We start from the raw sequence: 24,266 nt of genomic DNA, 5'->3' as shown, positions 1-24,266 counted from the left end.
CCTTCAGCTGTCCCTCAAGATTACCCGCGGGTAGGTTCCCGTGCTAGGGGCGGGCTGGCCCTGGAAATCGCCGGGCAGCTCCACGGCGGAGGCGCGATGGACCAGCCTGTCCCAGCCGGCGTTAATGCCATGGACTACCGCCAGGAGCGTCGTGGACACCACCACCCAGGTGAACTTGCCTGCTCCCAGCACGGCCAGGGCAATAAGCCCGGCGGTGAGCACGAAGGCGGCCAGGATGGCGCCGAATACAAGTGTCCCGATGAAGACCAAGGTGGCTGTTTCCACTGAACTTAGATCGAACTGCATGAATCCCCCTGCTGCGACGTTGCTTTGCATAAGACTGCGGTGGCGAAGACCAGTAGCAGAAGCGTAGGGGGACAGTCCTGCAGCCAGCCAGAGCAGCATGGGGCAGATGTGACTGTTGATACGGGATTGAAACACTACCGGCAGGTAGGTCACGGAGTGGTCGCGGCGGCCTGCGTTAACCTTGTAGTTGGCAGTTTTCCGGCCGGTCCCTTGCGTGCCGCCCTGCCAAGCCCCCGCCCAACAGCCCAAGGAGAGTGCGTGCCCCGCTCCGCCAGGTCATCCGCTGACGCCATCAGCGCCCGGCTCCGGGACCTCGAACTCCTCACCAAGGGACCCGCATGGGCTCTGACGCGTTCGGCGCCCTGGGTGATCGCCGTACTCCAGGCTTCCTTCACCCGCACCCGGCCGCAGGTTCCGCTCGAGGAATTCCATGCCGACGTCGACTCCTTCCTTGAGGAGCTCCGGCGCCAGGATCCCGGCCTGGGAGGAGGGGCCAACGGAAAGGCCTTCGGGGACGAGTGGACCCGGCGGCAGTTCCTGACCCGGCGGAACCAGTCAGGCCAGATTGTCTACGAGGCCACGGAGCCAGCGGCGCGTGTGCTCGCCTTCCTGGACAGCCTCTCCAGCGAGCGCTCCACGCTGAACGGTTCACGGCTGGGCACGCTGCTGGGGGACGTGGAAAAGCTCGCCAACGAGACCAACCCCGACCAGAGCGCACGGCTCGAAGCCCTGGAAGAGGAAATCGAAGAGCGGCAGCAGCTGATCCAGGACATCAGCACGGGCGGGTTCGACGGCCTGCTTGATGACGACGAAGCCGTGGAGGCCGCCGGGAACATCCTGGACCTGGCCGCCAGCCTACCCGCTGACTACAAGAAGATGCGTGACCGGATCGAGGAACTGGTGGGCGGGCTGCGCAACCAGATCATCGAGGAGTCGCTGACCAAGGGCGCGACCATGGCCCAGGTCCTGGAGGCGGACAAGCGGCTCCGCCAAAGCCCGGAGGGCAGGACGTTCCGGTCCTTTACCGCCTTCCTGGAGGACCCGCAGCAGCAGGTGAGGTTCCGGTCGGCCATCGGGGAGGTCCTGAGCCGCCAGTTCGCCGACGACCTCTCGCCGGACGACCGGGAGACGCTCAAGAACCTGGTGGCCGAACTCCGCCAGCAGCACAGCCAGATCCAGCGCATTTACGGCAAGCTCAGCGAGAGCCTCAACACCTACGTCCAGAGCGACGACTTCCGCCAGTCAGTCCGGCTGCGGCAGGTCCTGCGCGAGGCTGAACAGGCCATCCGGTCCCTGCCCTATGAACGCGAACGGCCAGGACTGGTTCCAGGCCCGGTCCTGTACAACGCAGGGTTTGAGTCGCTGTCCATGGTGAAGCTCTTTGACCCGGACGAGTTCGCGGCGCCGCCCCGGCTGGCCGATCCCATCGCCTTCACCGATTCGGACCGGGTGCGCTCGCCGAGGACGGGAAAGGCCAGGCCGGACATAGTCCGGTCCGCGATGGCGGGGGCTGCGACCCTGGCCGATGCCTGGCAGCAGCTGCCGCCGGAAGAGCAGCACATCAACACCATCCGCGCGCTCCTGTCGGAGGCCCTGCACGCCGGGGCGGACTTCAACCGCAGCGCCTGGGATGGCCTGGACTTCGAACAGATCGACGGCTCCACCCGCAGGGCCTACCTGCCCGTGGTTACGCTCGCAAAGGATTCAGATGACTGAGGAAATCACGACGACGGCCGTTGACCCCATCGACAACACGGAAGACAACGCGGTGGTTGAGTCCTTCGAAGCCAGGGCGGGGGCGTCATCGGGTGCCGGGCGCCCCAATCCGGCGGTCATCACTCCCCGCGACACCTTCGTTGACGGCGCCGCCCTCTTCCCCGGCGACACCGGCGTGCTGTCCATGAAAGTGCGCCAGGCCCTGGTGAAGCTCTTGAAGGGCCCGTACATCGATGGCGGCCGGGACGAAAAGCTCTGGACGGTGCTGCTGGACAACCAAGTGATCCTGCGCAGCCGCCTGTCCGAGCTGTTCCTGACCCTCCAACTGGACCACGAGCGGAAGATCGCGGTGCTGCGTCCCGTGGATCCGGACATCATCGGAGGGAGCGCACGGTCCAGCATCCTGCGCCAGCAGCGTGCCCTCAGCCGGGTGGAAACCATCGTGCTGCTCCGGCTCCGACTGCTGCTGGACCGGCACGTCACAGCCCAGACCGACCCCACCATCACCCGCGAGGAAATCACGGACCTCGTGGCGCACTACCAGCCCGCCGGCCAGCAGGACGCCCTCCGCGACTCGGACGTGGTGACCCGTGCCATCACTAAGCTCCTGGCCCGCCAGCTCCTGCTCCCCACCGGCCTGGACGACGTCTACACCATCTCCAACGCCCTGCCCCTGGCCCTGCCATTCGAAAACATCGGCGACATCCCGGCCCACATCGAAGCCCTGGTGGCGGCAAGCAGTGATCCCACCGGTACCGAGGCAATGCTTGACCTGGACGCGGACAGTGGTGCCGAGGACGACGACGCCGATGCCGCCCCGGCTGCGGAGTCAAAGGCGACAAAGACCGAGGTGACCAAGTGACGATCGCAAGCATGCTCCCCTTGGGCGACGTGACTAACCCGGGGCAGATGCGGCTTGCCTTGGTGCAGGTGGTCAACTGGGGCACGTTCCACGGGGCCCACACCATGCATGTGGACCGGGACGGAACCCTGCTGACGGGCAACTCGGGCGTGGGAAAGTCGACGTTGTTTGACGCGATGCTGCGGGTGTTCGATGCCCGGCCGCGGTCCAATGAGGCGGCTGCGCAGCGTTCTGGCGGTGCCGTGGAGGACAAACGGACGACGTTCACCTACATGCGCGGCAAGGTGGGGGACAAGGCCGTGGGGGAGGGCTCGGCGAGTGCTTTCCAGCGCCCGGGGGCCACCTGGTCCGCCGTCGCCCTGACGTTCGACAACGCCGCCGGCACGCGGCTGACGGTGTCCGCGCTGTTCGACCTGCCCAAGAACGGCACGGAGTCGAGCGTGGGGCGGTTCTACCTGATCGACAACGTGCCGCTGGACCTGGAAGCGGTGGAGGGCATCGCGGACAAACGCTTCACCAAGGGCGCGCTCGAGGCCACGTTCCCGCACGCCCAGGTCTTCGACGTGCACAAGGCCTTCGCCGAGCGGTTCCGCCGGCTGCTGGGGATCAGCTCGGACCAGGCCCTGCCCCTGCTGCGCGTGATCCAGGCCGGCAAGGGGCTGGGCGGCAGCGTCAACACCTTCTTCCGGGACCAGGTGCTCGATGCTCCGGCAACCCTGGCCGCCGCCGATGACGTGGTGGAGGAGTTCAGCAACCTGATGTCCATCCGCCAGCGGCTGGAGGATGTCCGGCAGCAGCGCGACCAGTTGGCACCGGTGCCGGGACTGAACCGCGAGTATGCGCAGTCCCTCCTGGATGCGAACCGGCTGCGGGACCTAGTGGGCGAGGAGTTCGAGGCGTACCGGCAGCAGCTCGCCGTTACGGTCCACCAAAAGACGCTGGTCCGTTTCCGTGAGCTGGCGCAGGCGAAGGCCAAGGAGCTCGGCGCCGAGCGTGCGGTCCGCGACAACCTGGCCAAGGAACTGCGGCAGCTCGAAACCGACTACAACAACCAGGGCGGCAACGCGATTTCGGCGATTGAGCAGTCGCTGGAGAACGCCCGCGTTGGCCTCAAGCTGCGGAGGCAGGTTGAGGAGGCGGCCCAGCAGGCACTGGCCGACGCCGGGCTGCAGCTTGAGTGGAGCGCCGCCGGCTGGGAGCAGGCCCACGAACAGGCGGCAGCACGGTCGACCGAGTTGAAGGATGATTCGCAGGCCCTGCAGGAGCTGCGGTTCGAGGCCTTCGACGCCCACGCCGGCCGCAAACGGGAGCTGGCGGCTGCCGAGCAGGAGCTCGTCTCGTTGAAGACGCGCAAGTCCCTGCTGCCGCCGTCGAGCATTGAAAACCGCGCCGCCATCGCCGCCGCAACCGGCGTCCCGGAAGACCGCATGCCCTTCGCCGGCGAACTCATGGACCTTGCCGAAGGCGAGGAACGGTGGCGCCCCGCCGCCGAACGCGCGCTCCGCAGCCTGGCCACCACCCTGCTGGTTCCCGGTGAGCACTTCGGTGCCGTCACCCGCTACCTCAATGACCACAGCGTCCGTGGCGCGCTGCGGGCGGTGGACGTCTCCAAGCCGCTCGCCGGCGGTGCGCTCGCCGTGGAGGACGTGCGCGACGGCGACCTGCTCACCAAGCTGGACATCCTCGCCTCAGGTGCGGCGGCCGAAGCCGGTGAATGGGTCCGCGAGCGGATCGCCCTGGACTTCGCCTATCAGTGCGTGGAGGACCCGGACGAGCTGGCAGCGCTGGACAAAGGCCTGAGCCTGGGCGGCGTGGTCAAGCGCAACCGGCACACCGTGGAGAAGGACGACCGCTTCACAAGCCGCCAGGATTATGTCCTGGGCTTCGACAATGCCGCCAAACTGGAACTCGTGGCCGGCCAGGTGGAGGACCTCCGGCAGGAAGTGGCCAAGGCCGCGGAACTGGCGCAAAGCCGCGAGGATTCACACCAGGGCATGAGCCGCCAGCTCGACGCGCTGCGACGGATTGCGGAAGACGACCGCCCCTGGGAACAGGTGTCTGCCTCGGTGGCGGCGGACGACCTGACCCGGATTGAGCAGCGGCTCAAGGACGCCCTCGCCGCGCAGGCAGACCTGGAGCCGCTGCGGGCCACCATCGAGGAGGTCCGGCAAAAGCACCAGTCCAGCACCGAGTCCGCCGCGGTCCTCCAAAGTGAATACAAGGCACTGGACCGCCAGCTCACGGCTGCGGATTCGCTGCTGGAAGCCGCGCGTGACCGCCTGGCCCAGGCGCCGCCGTCGGACGCTACCGTGACCGCGCTGGAGCCGTACTTCGCGGAGTTCGGCGACGTGACCGAAATGCACGAGCTGGACAACCTGGCCAACCGGGTCCGGACCGCCCTGCTGGGCGAACTGCACGCGGCTGAATCACGTGGGCAGGCCACGGCGGAGCGGCTCACCCGCATCTTCGAAGGCTTCGTGCGGGAGTGGGGCAGCGCCATCTCGGCCGACCACGGCACCAGTATCGGCGCGGCCAGTGAATTCGAGGCCCGCTACCACGCGATCGTGAACGACGGCCTGCCCGCGCAGGAGGCGGAGTTCCGGCTGTTCTTCAACCAGCGCACGCACGAGTCCTTCAGTACCCTGCTGCACCTGCTGGACGAGGAGCGCCGCTCCATCACCAGCCGCATCCTGCCCCTCAACGGCATCCTCTCCCAGGTGAACTTCCATGAGGGCAGCTACCTGGAACTGGATATCAAGCAGACGCTGCCGCCCACCGCCAAGCAGTTCAAGGACGCCATCCAGAACGCTTTGAAGGCGCGTCACACCCGGCCCGCCAGGTCGGACGGATCCAGGGCGGAGGGGCCGGACAGTGATGATGCCGAGCTCACCGCCCGCTACAAAACCCTGGAAACCCTGGTCAAGAGGCTTGGATCGCAGGCGCCCGAGGACCGGCGGTGGCGCGCGGAGGTGCTGGACGTCCGCGGCCACCTGTTCATCCAGTGCAAGGAGCACCGCGAAGCAACCGCCCCGGTTGCAGGAAAAAAGAAGGGCGGCGCCAAAAAGACCGAGGTGTTCATGCACGCGGACACCGGCTCCATGTCCGGCGGCGAGCGGCAGCGGTTCACCGCGTTCATCATGGCCGCGGCCCTGAGCTACCAGCTGGGTATCGCCGAGCAGGGGTTCACCACTTACGGCACCGTGATGATGGACGAGGCCTTTGTGCTTGCCTCCGAGGAGTTCGCCGGTGCCGGCATCAAGGCGCTGCACGAATTCGGCTTCCAGCTGCTGCTGGCTGCCCCCGAAAACGTGATCGACCTTTCCCGGCACCTGGGCTCCGTCACCGAGATCCTGAGGGACCGCCGCACCAACCGCTCGGGTGTTCTGACGGCGCCGGTCATCCGGCCGAGGCCGGGCGAAGAAGGGGCCTGGCGGTCCGAGGCGAACCCGGTGGACATCGTGCTGCGCTGAACGAGAACCAGCTATATAACAAATTGATGGATTTATTGCTCCGGAGCTGTTAGAGGTGCTGTGCGGGTGCCATGCTGGTCGGCATCAATCACTCGCCTTCATCCTCCCGATGGGTAGTTGTGGAACGCTGGGTCCTGCATCTGACGCCCTGTGGAGCGCGACGGCCTTCGCTTGAAAGGCACCACCCATGCGCCCAGCACACCGCGCCACCACACTCATGGCGCTCACCGCGATCGTGGCCCTCAGCCTCACGGGCTGCGGGGAGGGCCCTGCCGCGGACGGGGGTTCCGCTACGGCTCCTGCGGACCGGACGACGGCGGCAAGTCCGCCTGCATCAATCATTCCCGTCGCCACTTCTTCTCCCGCTCCTGCGGGGCAGGTGACCTTCAGGTTCGCAGACGGCCGCCTGTCCTTTGCGTACCCCGAGGGGTGGCGTGTGGAGCATCAACAGGTTTCGTCGTCCCCTGCGGTGGAAACTGCGACAGTCCACGATGCCGGCGGCAAGGAGCAGGTCGCCGTCTACTACAGCCAGGTTGGCGATGCCACTGCCGGCAACGTCTCCAGGTCCATCCTCGAGACGGACCCGGTGCCGGGATTGATCGGAGCGTCGGTTCCCACACCCAGTTCGTCGTTCTTTGTTGACCACGCTTTTGGCACTGCCACTTACCACATGGGGCTGACGCCGGGATCCCCGATCTCGCCGGACGGGCAGGTGCAATACGGGCTCGTGAAGATCGGTGACCGCATTCTGACCGCAGACGTGCTTTTCGAAGGCCGGCAGTTCGCAAACGACCAGGCGGCAAAGGATTGGTACTGGGGTGATGAAGGCCGCACCCTGAAGGCGTTGCTGATGAGCTTCTCCTACCGCTGACCGCCAGCTGACCGCCGGCAAGAGGAACCCTTCCCCGCGGGGAAGGGTTCCTCTTGCCGCTACTTGCCCTGGACGCGGGCCAGGAACTGCGCTGTGCGGTCCTGCAGGCCCTGGATCTGGCGCTGTACGACGACGGCCGGGTCGGGGTTGATCTCGTTGGCCGGTGGTTCCTTGCGGACGTTGCCGCAGCACAGGAAGTCGGCGCAGATCAGGGTTCCCACGGTGTTGCCGTCGCGTCCGGACTGTCCCGCGCGCCTGGCAACCCAGAGAAGTACGTCCTCCTTGGAGAACACGTCCCGGCACAGCTCGCACAGGACGGAGCGGTTCTTCCGGGCTCCCCCTTCGGGTGCCCGGAGCATGATTCCCGTGAGGCCTTTGGATCCCGGGACCACCAGGTAACCGCGCAGCGGCATCTTTCCGTCCCGCCACCCCAGGAAGTCGAGGCTGTCCCAGTCGAGCGAATCAAAGTCCTCGGGCAGCGTGAGCTTGGCTGCTTCCGAGCGGCTGGCGTTGATGAAGGATGAGCGGATTTGTTGGGGCGTGACTGATTGCATGGCTGAACTTTCTTAAAAGGGTGGGCGGCCCAAAGCCGGGCCAGGTAACGGGGAGTCAGTCAGTCTCCGCGGAGCAGGCCCAAACGGCCACCCCGCTCTCCATGGCAGCGGCGGCCGGTGCGGCCTTTTGCATGCGCATTGTTCCCGTTGTCCTGTTCCTGTTCAGCGCGCCCGTTCAGCGCTTCCGGTGAAGCTGCCGCCGGACCGGCAAGGCCATCCTGCCAAATGGGGCGCGTCCTGTCCAAGAAGCTGCTGACGATTGTGGGTTTCGTCACGTGACGGGATTAGGTGACAGAACTGTTGCGTAATCACCTTTTACATAGGTTAGCCTTACTTAAGTTTTCATCAGCCTGACCCAAGGAGCCCCGTGACGTCCCCCCTCTTTCCCGGCCCTGTTTCCACCCGCCGGACACTCTTCTCATCTGTCGGCAAGGCGGCGGCGGTGCTGGCCGCGGCGGCCCTGGCCCTCTCCGGCTGCAGCACGGCCCCGGCGTCGTCCGCAGTTGGCACGGACAACCCCAGCAGCAGCACAGCATTCCCAGTCACCATCGAGCACGTGTACGGCAAAACCACCATTGAGAAGCAGCCCACGCGGGTGGCAACCGTTTCATGGGTGAACGACGACGTCGCCATCGCCCTCGGTGTGGTGCCCGTGGGGGTCCCCAAGAACGAGTGGGGCGGCAATGACAAGGGCTCCACCCCCTGGAAGGACGCGGCGCTCGAAAAGCTTGGCGCCGGATTCGGTTCGGCCAACGCGCCCGTCCAGTACTCGGAGGCGGACGGAATCAACTTCACCGAAATCGCCAAGCTCATCCCGGACGTCATCCTCGCCGCCTACTCAGGCCTCACCGAGGAGGACTACAAAAAGCTCAGCCAGATCGCCCCCGTGGTGGCCCACCCGGAGGTGGCCTACGGAACCTCCTGGCAGGACTCCACCACCATCATCGGCAAGGCCCTGGGCAAGGAAGCGGACGCCGCCAAGCTGGTCTCCGATACCGAGGCAACCCTTAGGGACAAGGTCTCGCAGTACCCGCAGATCCAGGGCAAGAGCTTCATCTACGGCAACCTGGAGCCCGCCAAGGGTGACGGCGTCAACGTCTACACGGCCAACGACAACCGTCCGCGCTTCCTGACTGAAATCGGCATGACCCTCGCCCCGGTGGTCGCGGACAACTCCAAGGGCTCCAAGGAGTTCTACCTGCACTGGTCCGCTGAAAAGGCGAACGAACTGCAGTCGGACATCTTCGTCACCTGGGTTCCCGATGCCTCCACCGCGGACGCCATCAAGGCCGATCCGCTGCTCGGGCAGATCCCGGCCATCAAAAAAGGCGCGCTGGTGGCCGACTCGGACAACACCCTGACCCTGTCCATCTCGGCCTCGTCGCCGCTGAGCCTGCCGTGGTCCCTGGACACGTTCCTGCCGCAGCTGGCCGGCGCAGCGGATGCAGTGAAGTAGGCACCGTTTCATGAGTACGACGACGGCGCGTCCGGCAGCGGGCACAGGCTCGCAGGTGCCGGCCAAGGCAGCCGCTGCCCCCCGCCGCGGTGATGCGTCGGGAACGAAGCGCACCGCCTGGCTGGCGGGCGCCGTCGTCGCGCTGGTGCTGGTGGCCGGCGCCTCGCTGGCAGTGGGGGCACGGGAGGTTCCCCTCGGCACCGTGTGGCAGGCCCTCACCGCGTTCGACCCCACCAACGGTGACCACGCCGTGGTCCAAGCCCGGATCCCGCGCACGGTCCTGGGCGTGCTGGCCGGGGGCGCCCTGGGCCTGGCCGGGGCCGCAATGCAGGGAGTCGCCCGCAATCCGCTGGCCGATCCCGGCATTATTGGCGTCAACGCCGGAGCTGCCCTGGCCGTGGTCACGGGAATCTACGTCTTCGGCGTGGCCAGCTTCTCCGGCTACGTCTGGTTCGCATTTCTCGGCGCTGCCGCTGCCGCCGTCGTGGTGTACCTCATCGCCTCGCTGGGCAGGGATGGGGCCAGTCCGGTCAAACTCGCACTGGCGGGAGCCGCACTCAGCGCCGGACTGTCCTCGCTCATGAATGTCATCCTGGTCTCCAGCCAGGACACCCTGGACAGGTTCCGCTTCTGGCAGGTGGGCGGCATCGCGGGTCGTGACTGGACCGTGCTCCTGCCCGGACTGCCGTTCCTGGCCGCCGGTGCGGTCATCGTGCTGCTGGCGGGCCCGACCCTCAACGGCCTGGCCCTGGGGGACGACGTCGCCCGTGGGCTTGGCCAGCGGGTTGTCCTGTCCCGCGCCGTGGTTGCCCTCGGCATCGTCCTGCTGTGCGGTACGGCCACCGCGCTGGCGGGGCCCATCGGCTTCGTGGGCCTGGTGGTACCGCATGCCGTGCGCTTCCTCACCGGCCCCGACTACCGCTGGATCCTGCCCTTTTCCCTGGTGATGGCCCCCGTCCTGCTCCTGGGTGCCGACATTCTTGGCCGGGTGGTCCTGCTTCCCGGCGAAGTCCCGGCCGGCATCATGACCGCCCTGGTGGGTGCGCCGGTGTTCGTATGGCTGATCCGCCGCGGAAAGGGGGCTGGCCTGTGACGCTCCTCAAACCCGGTGTTGCTCCATCAGATATGGCTGCTAAAACCCCCTCCAAAGGACCACAACTGATGGAGCATCGCCGGGGACGCCTGCGCCTGAACCGGACCGCCCTCCTGGCCACCGCCGTCGTAATCCTGTTTTTCGTGTCAGTCCTGCTGGGCAGCTACACGGTGGCCATCCCGGACTTCTTCACCATCGTGGTCAACCACCTGGGCGGCGGTGCAAAGATTCCGGGCGCCAGCTTCATCGTGATGGAGAACAAGCTTCCCCGGGCCCTCACCGGCACCATGGTCGGAATTGCCTTCGGGCTGGCCGGCGCCCTGTTCCAGACCATGCTGCGGAATCCGCTCGCCAGCCCCGACGTCATCGGCATCAGTTCCGGGGCCAGCGCAGCCGCCGTGACCGCAATTATCATTTTCGGCGCCTCCGGTGCTGCGGTTTCCGGGGCGGCGCTCGTGGGTGCCCTTGCCGTGGCCGCCCTGATTTACGGGACCTCCAGCGGCGGGGCTGTGCGCGGGACCGGGCGGGGGAATGCAGCGGGAAACCGGCTGGTCCTTGCCGGAATCGGGATCGCGGCCGCCCTGCACGCAGTGGTCAGTTTCCTGATGACGCGCGCGGACATCCGCACCGCCGCCGACGTCCTGGTCTGGCTCAACGGATCCCTGAACTCCGCCAACTGGGACCGCGCCGGAGTCCTGTTCCTGGCGCTCGTGGTGCTGGTTCCCGCCACCGCGGTCATCGCCGGTCCGCTGCGCATCCTGGAACTGGGTGACGATGCCGCGGCCGGATTGGGGGTCCGTGTCAATGCGGCCCGCCTGGCACTGGTGCTCATTGCGGTGGCGCTCGCGGCCGTGGCGACGGCCGCCGCCGGGCCGGTCTCATTCGTCGCCTTCCTCGCCGGTCCCATCTCCCGCCGCTTCGCCGGCAAGGCCAGCCTGCCGGCGTCGGCCCTGGTGGGTGCCCTGGTTGTCCTGTCCGCGGACTACGCCGCCGCGAATCTCGCCCCACTGTTCCTGGATGGCACCGTCCTGCCGGTGGGTGTGGTCACCGGCGCGCTGGGTGCCCCGTTCCTGCTGTGGCTCCTGGTCACGGCCAATCGAAAGGATGCCTGACGTGGCTGTTCTCGAAGCCCGGGACCTGACGCTTACCTACGGCCAACGCTGCGTGGTGGACGGGCTCAGCGTCCGGATTCCCGCAGGCAAGGTGACCATGATCGTGGGCGCAAACGCCTGCGGAAAGTCCACCCTGCTCCGCGGACTGTCCCGGCTCCTGAAGCCCTCCGGCGGCGCCGTGACCCTCGACGCCAGGGATATCCACACCCGGCCCGCCCGGGAACTGGCCCAGACCCTCGGCCTGCTTCCCCAGCACCCCACCGCACCGGACGGCATCAGCGTCCGCGACCTGGTGGGGCGCGGGCGCTACCCGCACCAGGGCTTCTTCCGGAGCTGGAGTGAAAAGGACGACGCCGCCGTGCAGCGTGCGCTGGAAGCCACCGGAACGCTGGACCTCGCCGGGCGCGACGTCGACGAACTTTCCGGCGGCCAGCGGCAGCGGGTTTGGATTGCGATGGCCCTCGCCCAGGAAACCGATGTCCTGCTGCTGGACGAACCCACAACCTACCTGGACCTGGCCCACCAGGTGGAGGTCCTGGACCTCGTAACGGACCTGAACCGCAGGCACGGCACCACAGTGGCCATCGTCCTGCACGATCTGAACCTCGCCGCGCGCTACGCGGACAACGTCATCGCCATGAAGGCCGGTGCCGTGGCGGCAGTGGGGTCCCCGCGCGAGGTGGTGACGGAAGAACTGGTCCGCGACGTCTTCGGCCTGGAGAGCCGCGTCATCCCGGACCCCGTTTCGGCCACCCCGCTGATCATTCCAATAGGCCGCCACCACACCCCAGCCAACGAACTGGAGCTCGTCCCATGAAGACCCGCCACGACGCACCTGCCCAGCCTGTGACTGCCCATCCTGTGACCGCCCAGCCGATGAGCCTGGCCTTCGAGGTGACGGTATCCTCCGTCCAGCAGCTCAGCCCCACATTCCGCAGGATCACGTTCGGAGGCTACTCCCTGCGCGATTTCGGCGTCCACGGCCACTCCCTGGACCTCCGGATCAAACTCGTGATTCCGTCCCTGGCCCCGGACGGCTCACAGTTGCCGCTGCCGGCCTTCCACACCAGCCAGGCCGGGTGGTACCGGGACTGGCTGGCCATGGACCCGAACGTGCGCGGCTCCAAGCGTACGTACACCGTCCGCGAGGCGCGGCTGGACGGGGTATACCCGGAGATCGACGTCGACTTCGCGATGCACCTCGACGGTCCGGACAACACCGGGCCCGCCGCCAACTGGGCCTTCAACGCCCGGCCCGGCGACGCCCTCACCATCATCGGCCCCAACAACCGCGCCGCCCATTGCATCACCGCGGAGACATACTCCGGGATTGAATGGCGGCCCGGCCTGGCCCAGCGCATCCTGCTTGCCGGCGACGAAACCGCGGTCCCCGCCATCTCCGCCATCCTCGAAACGCTCCCGCCGTACATGAGCGGGCACGCTTTCCTTGAGGTTCCGCAGGCCGGCGACTTCCTGGAGCTCCACTCCCCGGCCGACATCGAAATCACCTGGCTTGCCCGCGGTGCCGCCATCGGCCGCTCCCGGCCCCACGGCCACCTCCTGCAGGAGGCCGTGCGGAAAGCCGTCCCCGAGCCGGGCTGGGTGGGCATCAGAACGGACGACGGCGGCGCCGGGCCCGAGCCCGAGGACGTCAACGTGGATACGGACATCCTGTGGGAGACGCCTGCCCGGTTGGAGACCGCGCACATCAGCGCCACCAAGAACCCTGGGATGCCCGCCGGCGCCATGCCCTTCTACGCTTGGATTGCCGGTGAAGCAGGCGTCATCAAGGACCTGCGGCGCTATTTGGTGCGCGACGTGGGGATGGACCGGAAACAGGTGGCCTTCATGGGTTACTGGCGGAAGGGCAAAGCCGAAGGGTAACCCGTCCGCCTTGGCTCTCAGGCGGTGGGAGGCACATCCTCTGCGTGCTCGCTCGTTCCGCCCCTCGGGCCCCTAACCTCGCAAGCTCGGCAAGGGGACCCTGCCCGAGTGGGCCCAGCTAAGACGCACGCTGCCGGATGTCCCTCCCACCGCCCCTCCTGCAACGCCCCATCAGATCCTGCAGGTCTTCCTTCGACGCCCGCTCACTTTTGGCGGCCTGAATCAAAACGTCCGCTCACCGTCGCTCCGCGCGTAACACACGTTTTCAAGAATCTCTAGAGCGGTAATTGCTATGTCACAGGGTGTGACAAGCCGTATGCTTCGGTTATTTCAACTGGAACATTAAGGTCTCATTCCATGAAAACTATCCTGCGGCCGGCTATCTCTGCCCTGACACTTTTAGTCATGCTCGTTTCGCTCGCGGTAGTGGGCAGCGTGGCGAACGCGGTTGGAGCGCTGACATTCGCACCGATCGCCGACAGCTATGTCCAGGCCGACCGGCCGACAGAGAACTTCGGGACCAGCGTCCGATGGTCCACGGAGGGCCGGACAAGCATCTCCCGGAACAGCCTGCTGCGGTTCAACGTCCAGGTCCCGGCCGGGGAGCACATCGTCTCGGCAAAGCTGCGGGCATACTCGGAGGCAGCGGCAACATCGACTGAGTTTGTGGATGTTTACACCACGGGCGGGGCATGGACCGAAACGGGTGTCACCTGGAATAACGCGCCGGCGCGCGGGACATGGCTGGGCAAGACCGGCGGGTTCTCCAACGGCGCCTGGGTGGAATGGGACGTCACCAAGGGCGTCATCGCCACCGGCGGTGAGCAGAACTTCAGGCTGGAATCCGGCACTCAGAAGTGGCTGGGCTTCAAATCGAACCAGGCCTTGGACGCGGCGCTCCGCCCAAAGCTGGTGGTTACCACCGCGGCTGACGCGGTGGTGGCAAACCCCACCCCGACGCCAACCCCCACCCCCACCCCCACACCTGCGCCCACTGATCCGAGTGGTGTCCAGGCTGCCACCACGCAGAACTGGGGCGCTCCCGTCGCCGGGGACGAGTTCAACTACACGGGAGCCCCGGACGCAACCAAGTGGAGCGTGTACAACAGCGCCGGACACGCCGGCAAGGGCATCCGCAGCCCGCAGCAGGTAAAAGTGGACGGCTCCAAGATGGTCATGAACGGAACACCGGACGGGACCACCGCCGGCATGTCCGCGAAGTTCGCCCGCCAGAAGTACGGGCGGTGGGAGGTCCGCGCCGCCGGGTCGGGCGACAACGAGTACCACATGGTCTCAATCCTGTGGCCGGACAGCGGGAACTGGCCTTGCGACGGTGAAGTCGATTACGCGGAAACATCGGGCGACTGGAACGTCATCAAGTTCTTCCAGCACTTCTCCTGCAGCAACTCCCAGACCAGCGCCAGCAAGACGCTGGACGTTTCCCAGTTCCACAACTACGCAGTGGACTGGTCCCCCGCCGGGATGGTCGGTTACGTGGATGGCGTGAAGTGGTTCGAGGACAAGGACCCCACCCATCAGCCTCCAGGCAGCATGCACCAGACGCTGCAGCTGGACTGGTTCCCGGACTCCACTGCTGACGGTGCCGGGGAGATGCGCGTGGACTGGGTACGTGTGTACCCGGCAGCAGGGGCGACGAGCCCGACGCCTACCCCCACCCCGACGCCTACCTCGAGCCCGACCCCGGCGCCGACCACTCCGCCGTCGGGTGATTCTTTCGAGTTCGCTGCTGTTGGCGACATGAACCCGTCAGGTAATACGTCGACGAGCTCGGCGTCCGGCAAGAACGCTGCCAGCATCATCGGCGGCCTCAACGATGGTTCGTTGGATAATTTCCTCGCCATCGGCGACTTCCAGTACGACAAGGGGACCTGCTCGACGCTCGGGGCGTGGAACACGCTGTGGGGCGGGTTGAAGGCCAAGACGTACTGGACCACGGGCCCCAACCACGACCTGGAGCCGGGGGTGAATGATGACGTGGACCGGTTCATGGACGGCCAGTGTGTGAGCTCCACCAAGTCCGCTACCAGCACCACTTTGGGCCGGTTCCAGGATGCGATGGAGTGGTATTCGTTCGATAAGGGCAACTGGCACATCCTGGTGGCGCCTACGGCGACGTGGCGGTACAACGCGTCCCGGGCCCAGGCCATGACCGCGGAAATGGACGCTGACTTGAAAGCGGCCAAGGCCGCCGGGAAGCATCTGGCCGCCGTCTACCATGACCCATATTTCACCTCCAACACGTCCAGCCACACGCGCTTCACCCAGGCGAAGCCTTGGATCGACATGTTCTGGAACAACCGGGTGAAAGTGTTGCTGTCCGGCTCCCAGCACAACTATGAGCGGACTTGCCCGGTGAACAACGCGGACCAGTGCGTGCCGGACGGCATGCAGCAGTTCCAGGTGTCCACTGGGGGTATCGGCCTCCGCTCGTTCACCAGTGACCCGGCCTACATCCAGCGGAAGTTCAGCGACACCTGGGGCCACCTGAGGATGAGCCTGAAAGCGGACGGCTCCTACACCTGGGAGTTCCGCCCGGTCCACGGAGGGATGCAGACGGACAGCGGTTCACGGACCCCCTGATTCCTGATTACCGGGCCCGTTCCCTATGGCAGGGAACGGGCCCGGGTAATCAGCCGCCTCAATGACGACCCGCGCACTGACTGTTCATCCCGGCGTCGTCCTTGCTTTCCTTTGTGCCGTTAGGTTGGGCCGGTGGCGCGCGAATCCTTGCTTCCTGGCTCCGGGCGGCGGGTGTTTGTTGCCCTTGGTGACTCCTTCACCGAAGGCGTGGGGGACCGGGATGAGCGGCTGCCCAATGGCGTGCGGGGGTGGGCTGACCGGGTGGCCGAGAAACTCGCCAAGGCACAGCCCGGGTGGAAGTACGCCAACCTGGCCATCCGCAGTAAGCGGCTCCGGCACATCATCGACGAGCAGCTGGAAGCTGCGCTGCGGATGAAGCCCACGCTGGTCACCCTTTATGCCGGCGGGAACGACATCCTGGACCTGAAGACCGACATGGCAGCGCTCATGGCGGACTACGAACAGCTTGTTGCCCGGCTCGCCGGCACCGGTGCCACGGTGGTCCTCTTCACCGGGTTCGACGTCAAGGTCTCGGCGCTCCTGGAGCCGTTGAAGAAGCGCAACACCTATTACAACCAACGGGTGCGGGACATCGCGGAGAAGTACGGCGCGGTGCTGGTGGACTACTGGTGCCTGGACGCCTTCCACGACCGCAGGATGTGGGACTCGGACCGGCTCCACATGTCCAAGGCGGGGCACAAATACCTTGCCGGGCAGGTCCTGGACCAGCTGGGTGTGCCGCACAAGATCAAGCCCAGGGACTGGGAGCCGCCGCCCCGGCTGGGCCTGCGCGAATGGGAGCGGCACCAGCGGCGCTGGGTCCACGACTGGGTGCTGCCGCTGTTTGGCCGCAAGCTCCGCGGCGTAACCCTGGGGGATACGCTAAGCCCGCGCTGGCCGGAGCCGGTGAAGGTCCCGCGGAAAGGCGGGCTGAAGAAGATCGCCGCGGAATTGTCCGACGGCGGCGGCCCGCCCTAGCTGGTCTGCGCGGGCGGGGTGTCCAACAGGTTTTCAAACCCCGGGGCCACCCGGGCGGCGTGGAACTCCAGCACCTCAAAGTCGGCCACGCCGTTGACGTAGAACGGGTCCTGCGCCAGGCTCGCGTCCAGGGTTTCCCGTTCCGCCTGCGAGAGCAGCAGTCCGCCGGTGCGGGGGATCTTGCGGCCGGCGGCAATGAAGACGCCGTCGTCGAACGCCTTCTGCAGCCAGGCGATGTGGGCGTCGTTGTGGAAGTCCACGATCTCCTGCGGCACGCGGTAGGTGAGGGAGACAACATACATGGGGCCAAGCCTACCGGTGCCGCAGCAAGCTACTTGAAGGATCAATCGTAGAATGGAACCCATGACCAAACCCCGCTGGCTCACTGCTGACGAACGCCGCGCCTGGCTGGCGCTGGTAAGCATCAATACGCTGCTGCCCGCTGCGCTCGACACCAGGCTGCACGCCGCGGGAAAGCTTTCCCTCTTCGACTACACGGTCCTGGCCATGCTGTCGGAGGCCGAGGACCGGTTCCTGCCCATGAGCGAGCTCGCCGCGCGCAGCAGTGCTTCACTGTCCCGCCTGTCGCATGTGGTCACCAAGCTGCAGAAGCGCGGCTGGGTGGAACGGCGTCCCCACCCCCACGATGCAAGGGTCACCACGGCGCACCTTACCGAGGAGGGCATGGCCACGATCGTCGGGCTGGCTCCGGGCCACGTGGAGGACGTCCGCGACCTGTTCCTCGATGCCTTGACGGAGCAGGATGTGCTGGATCTGGCCCGGATCGGCGAAAAAGTGGTGGGACGCCTGGACAAGGACCACTGGATCCTGCGCGAAACGCAGGGCGGCGCCTAATACAGCCCTCAGTATCAAAAACTTTTAAATTGAGTAGAAGGCCCTCCATGGATAACACGCGGTTCAGTGCTGAAATATTTCTTTCTCGAAATAGGACGATAGTAGCCGTATTCGCAGCTGTGCACTTCCTTTTCCTAATGCTTTTATTGCCGGACATCACGGCCGGACGCGTATATGGCGATGTTGACCTTTACCGCCAATGGGCTTTCCTGGGACTTAGAGAGGGTGTATGGCAGGGGATTGATGTCCCTTGGGTTTATCCAATAGGAGCAATGCTCCCTATGCTGGCCGCTGGTATTTTTGGTTACAACTCATATATGTTCGGCTGGTTCCTCCTGTGCACGTTGCTGAACGCGCTGGCGCTCCTGATGTTGAAGGGCAGTCGGAGGTTACGGTACGGGTGGCAGGCTGCGTACTTGTGGGTCTTACTAATCGCAATTCTCGGTCCTCTGGTGTTCTCCCGCGTGGACGGGATTTCAGCCCCCCTCGTTGTTGTCGGCCTCGTGCTGGCGTCAGAACGCCCTGCGTTAGCGTCGGCTTTGTTGTCACTTGCGACGTGGATCAAGGTATGGCCAGCTGCAGTGATCCTGGCTTTGGTGCTGGCGAGCAAGGCTCGCATGCAGGTCCTCCTGGCTGGAATCACAGTCTCTGCCGCCATGATCGGGGGCGTGCTCGCTGGAGGCGGCGCCAAGAATCTGCTGGGTTTCATCAAGGCCCAGGGTGAGCGTGGCATGCAGCTTGAAGCACCGTTCACAACGCCCGGACTGTGGCAGGCCGTCCTTGGCTTAGGTACGAGAGTTCATGCGAATACCGAGATTGTGACAATGGAAATCAAGGGATCCCTCTCCGATTTTGTTGGCACCCTCATGAATCCGCTGCTGTGTCTAAGCCTGGCGCTGGTGAGTCTATTGATTCTGGCGGGAGTCAGGAGAGGCGCGGATCGTCGCGAACTTTTAGTGGTTGGCGCCCTTGCACTCGTCTCGGCAATGATCGTATTCAACAAGGTCGGATCGCCCCAGTTCATGATCTGGCTGGTTGCGGTGACCTGTGTCGGCGTAGCCGTGTATGGCCGGCTCTGGGTTGTTCCCGCGGTGGCAATGCTTGTAATTGCGATTTTCACAACACTTGTCTATCCGATTCTTTATGTACAGCTTTATGCCGCCCTTAATCCCGGCGTCGCCTTACTGCTGACTGTGCGAAACGCTCTTGTGCTCACTCTTTTCTGCTGGGCCTTGCTGAAGCTGGTGGGCATCGTCCGGGCGGACAGCCGTTCGCATCACAGCCAAAATGGAGTTTCAATCAGAGGCTGATTGGTTGCTCCCGGCAACGGATGGCAAACTAGCCGCATGGAATTCACTTCCCGGTTCGTGGCTCTGGGCGACTCATTCACCGAAGGTGTCGGAGACGACGACCCGACACGCCCCAATGGTGTCCGCGGCTGGGCGGACCGGGTGGCAGAGCAGCTCTGCGCCGCCGATCCTGGCTTTGGCTACGCCAACCTGGCCATCCGCGGCCGGAAGCTCCGCCAGATCCTGGCTGAGCAGGTGGACGCCGCCGTCGAGCTTAACCCCACGCTGGTGAGCATCTACGCCGGTGCCAACGACATCCTTCGCCCACGCGTGGACATCGATGACCTCCTCGTGGAGTACAACGACGCGGTCGGGAAGCTGGCTGCCACCGGCGCCACTGTGGTCATGTTCACCGGTTTCGACGCCCGGGGTTCAAAGGTTTTTGGCACCATGCGGGGCCGCACCGCCATCTACAACGAGCTGGTCCGGGGAATCGCGGGCGACCACGGCGCGCTGCTGGTGGATTACTGGCGCTTCAGCGAGTACTACGACTGGGGCATGTGGGCGCACGACCGGATGCACATGTCCGCTGCGGGCCACGCCAACATGGCCAAACGCGTCCTCGAGGTCCTCAAATATGACCACTCCATCGACATCCCGCCGATGTCCCCGGTTCCTGAGTTGAGCGGCGCCGACGCCCTGCGTGCCAACGCCCAGTGGTTCCGCGAGTACGCGGCTCCGTGGGTGGTCCGGCGCGTAACCGGCAAGTCGTCCGGGGACAATCTGCAGCCGAAGTACCCCACGTTCACCCGGCTGTAGGGGGACGCCTCGGCGGTGGCTCACGCGGCGTGGAACGCGGGCGTCGCCAGGATGGAGCCATCCGTGCGGATCGCCAGCGCGGCAACGTCCCATTGGTCGGTGGCGCGGTTCAGCATGGTGGTTCCGCCGGCAACGATCGCCGTGGCCAGGACGTCGGCGGTGACGATGTCCTCGGCGGCAACAGTGACCTGGACAAACTCGGCGCTGTTGCCCACGCGCCAGATGTGCTCCCCGCGCTCGGCGGACCCCGAGGTGGCAATCGCAGTGTGCCGGCTCCTGCCGCCAAGTGCGTAGCCGGTAACCAGGGTCCTGCGGTCGGCCGGGTCCACGATGCCCGCTTTCCAAGGCTCGGTGCTGCCCGGGCGGGGAGAGCCGCTGACCAAGACGTCGCCGCCGGCATTGAGGCACCAGTCGTGCCGGCCCAGGGCCTGTAGCGAGGTACCTGCCTCGCGGATGGCATGACCCTTGATGATCCCCGAAAGGTCCAGCGCGCCGTCGGGCCGTTCAGGGGTGAAGGCGCCCTCCGTGCGCAGCCGCCATTCATGCGCCTCCGCATACCGCGCGCGCATCTCCTCCGAGGCACCGCGCAGCGTCAGTTCGCCGCGGGCCAGCCTGGCCGCCTCCGAATCCGGGCGGTGCAGGCTGAATTTTTCGTCCAGTTCCCGGAAGAGGTGTTCGACGACGGCGGTGGCCGCCATGAGCTCGTCAAGCCCAGGCTGCCCTTCCGCAGGGGAGCCGACGGGCAGCGTCAGGCCAATGACCGTACCCATGCATTCAAAGGTGCGCGCCTTCAGGATGGGACCGCCGGTTGCCGCGTCGATGGGGTTAGAGGTGGGCTGCATCGATGGCTGCCTGGAGTGAGGTCAGGTACGCGTCGCTGGTGATGGTGGCGCCGCTGACGGTCTGGACATCTGCCGACTGCGCCGCGAGGACCTTGCTGCGGAGCAGGGGTGCCGCGCGGTTGCTGATCTGGATGGACTTGCGGTCGGTGTTGGTCAGCTGGAGTGCGGTGACGTCCGTGATCTTTCCGTTGGCCACGGTGATCTGGACCTGTACGGGACCGAACCGGGTCTGCACGGCGGTTCCCTTGTAGGTTCCGGAGGCGGTCGAGCCGGTCGAGCCGGTGGAGCCGGTGGAACCCGCCGAACCCGTGCCGGTCGATCCGGCCGTGCCGGACGCACCAGACCCCGACGCACCAGACCCTGAGGTGCCCGTGCCGGACGCACCCGTGGTGCCTGTCGCCGTCGTACTTGTTGCCACCGTGCCGATGCCGCCCACCTGGGTGCCGGCCTGCCATCCAGCCACGAGGATCCCGGCGGAGGCCAGGCCCGCAGCGATTGCTCCGCGTATTTTCACCAGTCAAACCTTTCGTGATGGATCTGTTCTTCGCGGACTCCGGCCTTCCCGGCATCCGCTATGACATTCGCCGCCCACGCGGCCGGACCGCAGACATAGACGTCCGCTTCCGCGATGTCCGGCACATAGGAGGTGAGGCTGTAGCCGCCCCGCACGGCGTCCTCCGGAAGCCAGGCGGAGCGGCCATGGGCCCGTGGCCCGGTGAGGTGGAAGAGCCGGACCCCGCGGGCCCGGCAGAGCTCAAGGATTTCGCGGCCCAGGTACAGCTCCTGGTCCGTGTGGCCGCGCAGCAGGACAGTCGCCTCGCCGGGAGCGAACGGCGTGGTCTCCAGCAGTGCGCGCAGGGGCGTGATGCCGATGCCCGCACCGATCATCACCACCTTGTTCCGGGTCCGGGCAGCCGTGCTGAGTAACCCGTAAGGGCCTTCCACGGCCACCTTGGTTCCCTTCCGCAGCCGGCGGAGCTGGGCCGAGCCGTTGCCAAGGTTCCGCACGGTGACCCGCAGTGTCCCCTGTCCGTCAGGACCATGCAGGACGGGCTCGGCGGACAGGCTGAATGGATGGGGATGCCACCACATGCCCGGGGCCAGGAAGCGCCAGATGAAGAAGCGTCCGCCCGTGCCTGCCAGCTGGTCCAGCTTCCGGCCGCTCATGACGATGTTCACCACGCCGGGCGCCACGGCCTCCACACGGGCCACGGTCAGCCGGTGCCGTGCCGTGGCCAGCGCCGGCTCCAGCACCCGGAAGTACACCAGGGCCGTGCCCGTGTAGATGCAGATGGCCAGCCAGTACCAGCGTTGCCAGGTGCCTGCCGCAAAGAGGCCGCCCACGCTGAACTGGTGGGGCAGTGACGTTGCCACCGCGGCATAAGTGAGGAGGTGCACCACATACCAGAACTCGTAGGGGAACCGACGCCGGACAGCCACCAGGGATGTCACGACGACGGCGATGAACAGCGCCACGGAGACGAACGCCAGCCACATGTCGGGCACCTGAACCCACAGGTTGACGGACTCAGTGACCGGATCCAGCCCCTCGGCCATGCCGTACCCGGTGGCGAGCAGGATGCCGTGTGCCAGGAGCAGGTAGAGGGAGGGCTTTCCCAGCTTCCCGTGGAACTCCAGGGCGCGGTCGTGGCCGATGGTGCGGTCAATAAATGGAATCCTCGCGGCCAGGAGAAGCATCAGCAGGACCAGGTCCATGCCCGCCAACCCGGCCACAATGCCCGCTGCCGTGAATGCAGCGGCGGGGGAGGTGATGCCGGTGGCCCCGCCGTCGGCAAGCCAAAGGGCAATTGCGGCGGCCACGGAGGTCCAGGCGATGACCGTCAGGAGGTCCCTCCGCAGCATGCGCTGCCGGTACTGGCGGGCGAACCAGCCGCGGGAGGGATTCTTCGGTGCTGGAAGTGAAAGCCCCGGGCGGCCGGAACTGCTTGCGGCCGGTGATGCCGGCAGGAGCTTCGTGTTCATGCATCCACGATGCGCGCGAAAACTATGATCTTGCTGTGAAAAACGGCCAGCCCTGGCTGTGATGTTTCCGCGGCCCTTATACACCCTTTGCCGCCCGATTGGTCTTTAATTGCGCCAACTCGTAGACTTGGTAGGCGCTAAGTGCGCGGAGCGTGCGCAATTGCTCCGGTTGCCCGGTAATTTCTCCAGGGTGGCCGGTAGTTAGGGGCTCAAGTTGCGTGACTAACCGTTGCCCTTCTTCATTTTTGGGTCGCCCTTAGCAGCATGGTCCAGCAGCAGATATGCGGATCATTACTTTCAATTCTTGAGGAGAAGTCATGGCAGCACACTGCCAAGTGACCGGGGCCGAGCCGGGCTTTGGGCACAGCATTTCGCACTCGCACCGCCGCAACAAGCGTCGGTTCGATCCGAACATTCAGAAGAAGCGCTACTGGGTTCCGTCCCTGCGCCGTAACGTCACGCTGCAGGTTTCTGCCCGTGGCATCAAGACCATCGACGTGCGCGGCATCGACGCAGTCGTCGCCGACATTCTTGCTCGTGGGGTGAAGCTCTAGTGGCTAAGGACAAGGACGTACGTCCGATCATCAAGCTCAAGTCGACCGCGGGCACGGGCTACACCTACGTAACCCGCAAGAACCGTCGTAACGACCCGGACCGCATGGTCCTGAAGAAGTACGACCCCAAGATCCGCCAGCACGTCGAATTCCGAGAGGAGCGCTAAACATGGCTAAGAAGTCCAAGATTGCTCGCAACGAGCAGCGCAAGGTCATCGTTGAGCGTTACGCTGCAAAGCGCCTCGAGCTGAAGAAGACCCTGGTTGACGAAAACGCAACCGACGAAGCACGCGAAGCAGCCCGCCTGGGCCTGCAGAAGCTGCCCCGCAACGCGTCCCCGATCCGTCTGCGTAACCGCGACATCATCGACGGCCGCCCCCGCGGTACCTTCCAGAAGTTCGGTATCTCCCGTGTCCGCTTCCGCGACATGGCCCACAAGGGCGAACTCCCGGGCATCACCAAGTCTTCCTGGTAATCCAGCACCGCTGAATCCAGCTGCTTGAGAAGGGCCGGCAACCTTAGGGTTGCCGGCCCTTCTGCTGTCTGCAGCGAAGTACCTCAGGCTGTGCGGCAGCACACATTGGGAAATGACGACGGCGGGAGGCGGCTTGGTGCCTCCATGCCCGCATTTGCCGCTTGATTCCGGGGTTTGAAGCCGGCTGGGTAGCTGGTTTGCAGTGGGGCAAGAGTGCGTGTATTGTTTTCTAAGTCGCCGCGGGGGAGACAGTGAAGAACTGATCACCGCGGGGCCAAAACCCCCAAAATCAAAGCCAGAATCTGGTTGCTCTTTAGGGCGCTGGAAACGGGTGGGGAACGATCTTCCCCCCGAAAAGAATCCTGAATGATGGATTTGCTTCGGGGTTGGGGATCGGGTAAGTTTGAAAAGTTGCTCCGGAGCGATCCTGAACGTTGGTTTGGGTGGTGCCGGGTGTGTCTGTTGTTTGAGAACTCAATAGTGTGCCAAGTTTGTTGATACCGATTTTTTATAAATTGGTTGAATTTGCTGTGCCGCCACCCCGTG

Annotated in this window: 23 protein-coding genes; 17 read left to right on the top strand and 6 right to left on the bottom strand. The window is 65.5% G+C overall.

All coding sequences use genetic code 11. From position 1 onward, the window contains the following. Window positions 1-3: 3 nt before the first annotated feature. Window positions 4-306 carry a hypothetical protein gene (locus tag ASG86_RS07415; protein ID WP_056332101.1) on the bottom strand — a complete coding sequence of 101 codons (303 nt, stop codon included), beginning with the start codon at window positions 304-306 and terminating at the stop codon, window positions 4-6. A gap of 258 nt (window positions 307-564) precedes the next feature. Here ASG86_RS07415 and ASG86_RS07410 point away from each other — a divergent pair, with 258 nt between their 5' ends. From ASG86_RS07410 to ASG86_RS07395, 4 genes are all read left to right on the top strand, one after another. Then, a complete protein-coding gene (locus tag ASG86_RS07410) occupies window positions 565-2,022 on the top strand; it encodes a DUF3375 family protein (protein ID WP_056332100.1) in 1,458 nt (485 codons plus the stop codon). Continuing rightward, the gene (locus ASG86_RS07405; protein WP_056332098.1) at window positions 2,015-2,884 is read left to right on the top strand and encodes a DUF4194 domain-containing protein; all 870 of its coding nucleotides are present in this window, start codon (window positions 2,015-2,017) and stop codon (window positions 2,882-2,884) included. Before ASG86_RS07410 ends, ASG86_RS07405 begins: the two co-directional genes overlap by 8 nt. Continuing rightward, window positions 2,881-6,354, top strand: a complete 3,474-nt coding sequence (locus ASG86_RS07400) for an ATP-binding protein (protein WP_056332096.1) — start codon at window positions 2,881-2,883, stop codon at window positions 6,352-6,354. Before ASG86_RS07405 ends, ASG86_RS07400 begins: the two co-directional genes overlap by 4 nt. A 187-nt stretch (window positions 6,355-6,541) precedes the next feature. After that, complete coding sequence (locus tag ASG86_RS07395; RefSeq protein WP_056332094.1) at window positions 6,542-7,225, top strand: hypothetical protein; 684 nt, start codon at window positions 6,542-6,544, stop codon at window positions 7,223-7,225. A gap of 59 nt (window positions 7,226-7,284) precedes the next feature. Here the strand turns inward: ASG86_RS07395 and ASG86_RS07390 are convergent, their stop codons facing one another. Beyond that, the gene (locus ASG86_RS07390; RefSeq protein ID WP_056332092.1) at window positions 7,285-7,779 is read right to left on the bottom strand and encodes an FBP domain-containing protein; all 495 of its coding nucleotides are present in this window, start codon (window positions 7,777-7,779) and stop codon (window positions 7,285-7,287) included. A 367-nt stretch (window positions 7,780-8,146) separates the two neighbouring features. Here ASG86_RS07390 and ASG86_RS07385 point away from each other — a divergent pair, with 367 nt between their 5' ends. The 7 genes from ASG86_RS07385 (at window position 8,147) to ASG86_RS07355 (ending at window position 16,903) form a co-directional block, all read left to right on the top strand. Next, complete coding sequence (locus ASG86_RS07385; RefSeq protein WP_056332090.1) at window positions 8,147-9,235, top strand: iron-siderophore ABC transporter substrate-binding protein; 1,089 nt, start codon at window positions 8,147-8,149, stop codon at window positions 9,233-9,235. Between the two features lie 10 nt (window positions 9,236-9,245). Next, on the top strand, window positions 9,246-10,328 hold the full coding sequence (locus ASG86_RS07380) for a FecCD family ABC transporter permease (protein ID WP_056332088.1): 1,083 nt from the start codon (window positions 9,246-9,248) through the stop codon (window positions 10,326-10,328). A gap of 68 nt (window positions 10,329-10,396) precedes the next feature. Further along, window positions 10,397-11,440 (top strand): FecCD family ABC transporter permease, encoded by a 1,044-nt coding sequence (locus ASG86_RS07375; RefSeq protein WP_235565129.1) that lies wholly within the window; start codon window positions 10,397-10,399, stop codon window positions 11,438-11,440. 1 nt (window position 11,441) lies between these two features. After that, entirely contained in the window at window positions 11,442-12,257 is an 816-nt protein-coding gene (locus ASG86_RS07370) for an ABC transporter ATP-binding protein (protein ID WP_056332085.1), read from the top strand. After that, the gene (locus ASG86_RS07365; RefSeq protein ID WP_056332083.1) at window positions 12,254-13,324 is read left to right on the top strand and encodes a siderophore-interacting protein; all 1,071 of its coding nucleotides are present in this window, start codon (window positions 12,254-12,256) and stop codon (window positions 13,322-13,324) included. The genes ASG86_RS07370 and ASG86_RS07365 overlap by 4 nt, the downstream gene beginning before the upstream one ends. 405 nt (window positions 13,325-13,729) lie before the next feature. Next, window positions 13,730-15,925 carry a CBM96 family carbohydrate-binding protein gene (locus tag ASG86_RS07360; RefSeq protein WP_235565128.1) on the top strand — a complete coding sequence of 732 codons (2,196 nt, stop codon included), beginning with the start codon at window positions 13,730-13,732 and terminating at the stop codon, window positions 15,923-15,925. A 132-nt stretch (window positions 15,926-16,057) separates the two neighbouring features. Continuing rightward, window positions 16,058-16,903 carry an SGNH/GDSL hydrolase family protein gene (locus ASG86_RS07355; protein WP_056332078.1) on the top strand — a complete coding sequence of 282 codons (846 nt, stop codon included), beginning with the start codon at window positions 16,058-16,060 and terminating at the stop codon, window positions 16,901-16,903. Here ASG86_RS07355 and ASG86_RS07350 read toward each other — a convergent pair. Beyond that, window positions 16,900-17,205 carry a YciI family protein gene (locus ASG86_RS07350; RefSeq protein WP_056332076.1) on the bottom strand — a complete coding sequence of 102 codons (306 nt, stop codon included), beginning with the start codon at window positions 17,203-17,205 and terminating at the stop codon, window positions 16,900-16,902. The two genes, ASG86_RS07355 and ASG86_RS07350, sit on opposite strands and share 4 nt — an antisense overlap. A 61-nt stretch (window positions 17,206-17,266) precedes the next feature. On the opposite strand from ASG86_RS07350, the gene ASG86_RS07345 reads away from it, so the two are divergent. Genes ASG86_RS07345 through ASG86_RS07335 form a run of 3 tightly spaced genes read left to right on the top strand, consistent with a single transcriptional unit; the run spans window position 17,267 to window position 19,866 of the window. After that, on the top strand, window positions 17,267-17,758 hold the full coding sequence (locus ASG86_RS07345; RefSeq protein ID WP_056332130.1) for a MarR family winged helix-turn-helix transcriptional regulator: 492 nt from the start codon (window positions 17,267-17,269) through the stop codon (window positions 17,756-17,758). A gap of 47 nt (window positions 17,759-17,805) precedes the next feature. Then, entirely contained in the window at window positions 17,806-19,068 is a 1,263-nt protein-coding gene (locus tag ASG86_RS07340) for a glycosyltransferase 87 family protein (RefSeq protein WP_082566712.1), read from the top strand. A 36-nt stretch (window positions 19,069-19,104) separates the two neighbouring features. Further along, window positions 19,105-19,866, top strand: a complete 762-nt coding sequence (locus ASG86_RS07335) for an SGNH/GDSL hydrolase family protein (RefSeq protein WP_056332072.1) — start codon at window positions 19,105-19,107, stop codon at window positions 19,864-19,866. A gap of 20 nt (window positions 19,867-19,886) precedes the next feature. On the opposite strand, the gene ASG86_RS07330 is transcribed toward ASG86_RS07335, so the two are convergent. From ASG86_RS07330 to ASG86_RS07320, 3 genes are read right to left on the bottom strand one after another with little or no spacing between them, the layout of a single operon-like run. Further along, a complete protein-coding gene (locus ASG86_RS07330) occupies window positions 19,887-20,708 on the bottom strand; it encodes an FAD:protein FMN transferase (RefSeq protein WP_082566711.1) in 822 nt (273 codons plus the stop codon). Beyond that, entirely contained in the window at window positions 20,692-21,222 is a 531-nt protein-coding gene (locus tag ASG86_RS07325; RefSeq protein ID WP_056332070.1) for an FMN-binding protein, read from the bottom strand. Before ASG86_RS07325 ends, ASG86_RS07330 begins: the two co-directional genes overlap by 17 nt. Then, window positions 21,219-22,691: a ferredoxin reductase family protein gene (locus ASG86_RS07320; protein WP_056332068.1), complete on the bottom strand. Its 1,473-nt coding sequence runs from the start codon at window positions 22,689-22,691 to the stop codon at window positions 21,219-21,221. Before ASG86_RS07320 ends, ASG86_RS07325 begins: the two co-directional genes overlap by 4 nt. A 317-nt stretch (window positions 22,692-23,008) precedes the next feature. Here ASG86_RS07320 and rpmB point away from each other — a divergent pair, with 317 nt between their 5' ends. The 3 genes from rpmB to rpsN are packed head-to-tail and all read left to right on the top strand — an operon-like array spanning window position 23,009 to window position 23,720. Continuing rightward, complete coding sequence (gene rpmB, locus ASG86_RS07315) at window positions 23,009-23,245, top strand: 50S ribosomal protein L28 (RefSeq protein WP_018763944.1); 237 nt, start codon at window positions 23,009-23,011, stop codon at window positions 23,243-23,245. Next, window positions 23,245-23,412, top strand: a complete 168-nt coding sequence (rpmG, locus tag ASG86_RS07310; protein WP_013602737.1) for a 50S ribosomal protein L33 — start codon at window positions 23,245-23,247, stop codon at window positions 23,410-23,412. Before rpmB ends, rpmG begins: the two co-directional genes overlap by 1 nt. 2 nt (window positions 23,413-23,414) lie before the next feature. Next, window positions 23,415-23,720 (top strand): 30S ribosomal protein S14, encoded by a 306-nt coding sequence (gene rpsN, locus ASG86_RS07305; RefSeq protein WP_009358853.1) that lies wholly within the window; start codon window positions 23,415-23,417, stop codon window positions 23,718-23,720. Window positions 23,721-24,266: the final 546 nt, after the last annotated feature.

Origin of the sequence: Arthrobacter sp. Soil764 (assembly GCF_001428075.1) — a bacterium.
Classification (GTDB): Bacteria; Actinomycetota; Actinomycetes; order Actinomycetales; family Micrococcaceae; genus Arthrobacter.
Note: the sequence above shows the minus strand (reverse complement) of the source record. Positions and strands in the feature narration are given on the sequence as shown.

Coding starts and splice junctions, on each gene's coding strand:
- ASG86_RS07415 (WP_056332101.1), bottom strand. CDS start 306: ATGCAGTTCGATCTAAGTTCAGTGGAAACAGCCACCTTGGTCTTCATC.
- ASG86_RS07405 (WP_056332098.1), top strand. CDS start 2,015: ATGACTGAGGAAATCACGACGACGGCCGTTGACCCCATCGACAACACG.
- ASG86_RS07395 (WP_056332094.1), top strand. CDS start 6,542: ATGCGCCCAGCACACCGCGCCACCACACTCATGGCGCTCACCGCGATC.
- ASG86_RS07390 (WP_056332092.1), bottom strand. CDS start 7,779: ATGCAATCAGTCACGCCCCAACAAATCCGCTCATCCTTCATCAACGCC.
- ASG86_RS07380 (WP_056332088.1), top strand. CDS start 9,246: ATGAGTACGACGACGGCGCGTCCGGCAGCGGGCACAGGCTCGCAGGTG.
- ASG86_RS07375 (WP_235565129.1), top strand. CDS start 10,397: ATGGAGCATCGCCGGGGACGCCTGCGCCTGAACCGGACCGCCCTCCTG.
- ASG86_RS07365 (WP_056332083.1), top strand. CDS start 12,254: ATGAAGACCCGCCACGACGCACCTGCCCAGCCTGTGACTGCCCATCCT.
- ASG86_RS07360 (WP_235565128.1), top strand. CDS start 13,730: ATGCTCGTTTCGCTCGCGGTAGTGGGCAGCGTGGCGAACGCGGTTGGA.
- ASG86_RS07350 (WP_056332076.1), bottom strand. CDS start 17,205: ATGTATGTTGTCTCCCTCACCTACCGCGTGCCGCAGGAGATCGTGGAC.
- ASG86_RS07345 (WP_056332130.1), top strand. CDS start 17,267: ATGACCAAACCCCGCTGGCTCACTGCTGACGAACGCCGCGCCTGGCTG.
- ASG86_RS07340 (WP_082566712.1), top strand. CDS start 17,806: ATGGATAACACGCGGTTCAGTGCTGAAATATTTCTTTCTCGAAATAGG.
- ASG86_RS07335 (WP_056332072.1), top strand. CDS start 19,105: ATGGAATTCACTTCCCGGTTCGTGGCTCTGGGCGACTCATTCACCGAA.
- ASG86_RS07330 (WP_082566711.1), bottom strand. CDS start 20,708: ATGCAGCCCACCTCTAACCCCATCGACGCGGCAACCGGCGGTCCCATC.
- ASG86_RS07320 (WP_056332068.1), bottom strand. CDS start 22,691: ATGAACACGAAGCTCCTGCCGGCATCACCGGCCGCAAGCAGTTCCGGC.
- rpmB (WP_018763944.1), top strand. CDS start 23,009: ATGGCAGCACACTGCCAAGTGACCGGGGCCGAGCCGGGCTTTGGGCAC.
- rpsN (WP_009358853.1), top strand. CDS start 23,415: ATGGCTAAGAAGTCCAAGATTGCTCGCAACGAGCAGCGCAAGGTCATC.